The following is a 3,075-nucleotide window of genomic DNA, read 5'->3' as shown; positions in this document are numbered from 1 at the left end:
GGGTGGGTCAAATCATCCGATCTGAGGTGGATCAATTCGCCCGATCTTTGACACGGTGCCGATGCGAGCCGTTGCCGCCTGGGGATCGCGGGCTGGGGATCAGCGGATCATCGGGCTGCGGCGCGTGGCCGATCGCCTGCTCGAAGCCGTGATCGTGCCAGGCGCGTAGGACCAGCTCGAGCAGCGGGTGCACCGGGACCTCGCGCGGGGTGTCGGTCTTGGTCGAGTTTGTGTAGCTGTGGGCAACGAGCAGCTTCGACGCTGGGTCGGCCGGGGTCCAGTGACGCCAGCAGGTCTCCGCGACTTCGCCCAGGCGCAGGCCCGTGAAGAAGCTGATTGTGTAGAGCACGCGGCGATCTGGGGGGATCAGCGGCTCGCTGATCAATCGTATGATCTCGTCGCGCTTGTACAGCGCCGACGCTCGCCATTCTGGGTCTTTGTCGCCGCTGCGGCCGAGGTGTTTGCGGTGCACGTCGCAGGGGTTGGTCTCGACGATCTCCTCGTCGAGCCGCCGCAGGTGCCGGCTCGCTGTCGCTACGTCGACCGCGAGCAGCTCGACGAGCACTGCCGCGGTGACATGAAGTCGTTTGTCGAGGGTGTCTACAAGCGCCCGCCAGCTGGCGACCTCAATCCGCAGATCGGGGATCTCGTGGTCGCGTATGTGGAGGTCGACAACGGGAAACAGGATCGAGTGATGGCGCGCGTGCTGTGGCCGCGGGCGACGTGTGTCCGCGCGCGGCTGCACGGCATGCCTAAGCAGGACAACGCGGGCAGTGGCCTGGGGCGAGGCTTCGTCGACATCCCGCGCTCAGCGATCGCGGGCGTCGTGCACATCAAAGGGGTGTGCTGCCATCCGAAAAATCTGCGCCAGCTTGAACCCGCACGGCGGAGCGCACAACTCTGGCCAGTGAAGTTGAGAGTTGCGGCTCGGCACCACATCCTATTTTAGTTTCATCATCGCCTTAAACGCTCGGGACGAACGTGAACTTGTCCCGCCTGCTGCTCGGATTACGCCGTCAATCGACCATGTGTCTTGTTTCGTATGGTGAACGTTGCTTAGGTGTGGGTTGCGCGCGACACCGACCTGAATTAGGAACTTCTCAAGCTCACCGATTTCTTTGAGACCAGGTTTCCCTCGACTCGTCTTCTGAGCTACCAGAAAGAGCATTGGTGTTGCCCTCAGATATTGGAGGAGAGCTGGGTTGTAATGATCCGCTCGCTGATGTTTACCAAAACACTCCTGCCGAAATGACTTTGTAGCTTTTCCCACATAAATAGGCATGTACCCTCGGGCAGCCTTCATGCCGAAGGTATAGCAGCCCTTTGTTTCGGCAAGGGCGCCTAGTGTCGCCCAGAAGTCTGGTAGCGATGAGCGGTCGATCTGACGACCACCTTTGAGACGCTCCACTGGAACTTCGAACGGACCTTGAACAGTGTATCCTGCCATGCGCACAGACTACCAAGACGCACAACGGAACGGAGAATTTAGTGGCTTTGCGTAGAGATGACCGCGTGGCGCGCGTATTTTCCTCAGGAGGCGCGACTGACCGCCCCGGCTCCTGTGTACCAACCGGCACGTAAGCGATCCACGAGGTGCATCTTGCGGCAGACCCCGGACCTGTGGCACCGCCCAGCGCCACATGCCGATCAGCACCAGATCAACACTCGACGTCGTCGCTACTGACCTCGGCCCCAGCAAGCGCCAGAGAAGTGCATCTTGCGAGCGACCGGTCCAAGCCGGGCTCAAGCAGCGGCGCCCGCAGCAATCCTACGATGTGGCAGCAGCTCGGCCAGCCGATCCTCCGGCCAGCCCTCGGCCAGGCAGACGAGCACGTCCCGTAGGTACTCCTACGGCTCCACGCCGTTGAGCTCGCACGTACGGATCAGAGAGCCTCGCACTTGCTTAGCAATCGCTCGCTGACCGGGGTGGGGCAGATCTAGAGGGCGGGGATCGCAGCCTGAGCACGCCACGGAGACACGACTGATCAGATGGGCCTGTAAGGATCCCTCACACATAGCCCTGGCCGGGAAGTTCGGGCATTCTTGATCCCACGCAATGTCACGGAGCGCCAGGATCCCCAAGGTTGATCGGAACGACCCGAACCTTCAGAAGCTCGCGCGGTTGATGGGTGAACTCGCCGACGAGCGGTGCGGGCCATCGGCTGATTTTCAGACTCGCTCGAAGGCTATGCAGGCTGCTGGAGAAGAGGCACTACAGCTGCTCGCTCAGCAACGCAGCGTCCCAGAAGACAAGGTCAAGTGACGCTTGTGCTTCGAGACTGGTCCTGCTCGGGATCGCTACAAGCAGCGAAACCGACTATACGGACATGCCTCGAAACGCCAGGATCCCCCAAATTGACCGCTCCGACAAGCGCCTCCGGCTGATCGCCGATACAATCGCGGAGGTCACCAACGAACGTCGCCACAGCGATAGTTGGATTGACACCTCGGAGGCCGCGGGTTCGGTGGTCGCGGACGCCATGTGGCTGCGCGAGCAGGACCAGCTCGAAGCCGCACGAACTACAGAAGCGCGGGTCATCATCAATGGCGAGCCCTACAAGCGGCTCGAGCAGAAGTCGAGCTGCCTATACCAGGGTCTATGGGGCGCCCACGTGGTCGAGGAGCCTCTGTATTGGCGCGAGGATGTGCGCAACGGGCCCACGATTCACCCGCTCAACATGGTTATCGGCATCGTCGACGGGAGCCTGCTCCCGGACCTGGCCCTGGCTGCTGGCGGTCTCGCGGCAGTGCAGACGACCCGCGAGGTCGAGGCCACGCTCGAGCGACTTGGCTTTCGTCCACCGAGTCGTTCGACGTTGAAGAATCGGCTCGACGGGCTCTTCGATGATATGGCAACTACGGCGCGTGAACTCGAGCAGACTGTTCGGGCGGAGGAGGAACTCGACTTCGAACTCGGCTCGATTAGCTGCGGCCTCGATCGTTTCTCCGCACGCATGCGAGAGACGCTGCCCGAGGGCCCGAAGCGTGCTGCGAAGCTGGCAGCTCGAAGCGAGTGCCAATGATCGACGACATTTATTTTTGCCGGTCGACGACAACTAAAACTGCCGGTGCAGG

4 protein-coding genes are annotated in these 3,075 nt (G+C 61.6%); 2 read left to right on the top strand and 2 right to left on the bottom strand.

What is annotated here, in order from left to right; genetic code table 11:
• Positions 1 to 31: 31 nt before the first annotated feature.
• Positions 32 to 565: a site-specific integrase gene (locus DB30_RS40485; protein WP_052559455.1), complete on the bottom strand. Its 534-nt coding sequence runs from the start codon at positions 563 to 565 to the stop codon at positions 32 to 34.
• 12 nt (positions 566 to 577) lie between these two features.
• Here DB30_RS40485 and DB30_RS40480 point away from each other — a divergent pair, with 12 nt between their 5' ends.
• Positions 578 to 949, top strand: a complete 372-nt coding sequence (locus tag DB30_RS40480; RefSeq protein WP_146662918.1) for a hypothetical protein — start codon at positions 578 to 580, stop codon at positions 947 to 949.
• Here DB30_RS40480 and DB30_RS40475 read toward each other — a convergent pair.
• Complete coding sequence (locus tag DB30_RS40475) at positions 941 to 1,447, bottom strand: hypothetical protein (RefSeq protein ID WP_146662916.1); 507 nt, start codon at positions 1,445 to 1,447, stop codon at positions 941 to 943. The genes DB30_RS40480 and DB30_RS40475 overlap by 9 nt on opposite strands.
• Before the next feature lie 1,033 nt (positions 1,448 to 2,480).
• Here DB30_RS40475 and DB30_RS40470 point away from each other — a divergent pair.
• Complete coding sequence (locus DB30_RS40470) at positions 2,481 to 3,023, top strand: hypothetical protein (protein ID WP_146662914.1); 543 nt, start codon at positions 2,481 to 2,483, stop codon at positions 3,021 to 3,023.
• Positions 3,024 to 3,075 lie beyond the last annotated feature (52 nt).

The sequence above is a fragment of the Enhygromyxa salina genome (genome assembly GCF_000737335.2).
Classification (GTDB): domain Bacteria; phylum Myxococcota_A; class Polyangia; order Nannocystales; family Nannocystaceae; genus Plesiocystis; species Plesiocystis salina_C.
This window is presented reverse-complemented; position numbering and strand designations above follow the sequence as displayed.

What these genes read in the sequence shown, in the direction of transcription:
- DB30_RS40480 (WP_146662918.1), top strand. Translation starts at nt 578, where the DNA reads ATGAAGTCGTTTGTCGAGGGTGTCTACAAGCGCCCGCCAGCTGGCGAC.
- DB30_RS40475 (WP_146662916.1), bottom strand. Translation starts at nt 1,447, where the DNA reads ATGGCAGGATACACTGTTCAAGGTCCGTTCGAAGTTCCAGTGGAGCGT.
- DB30_RS40470 (WP_146662914.1), top strand. Translation starts at nt 2,481, where the DNA reads ATGTGGCTGCGCGAGCAGGACCAGCTCGAAGCCGCACGAACTACAGAA.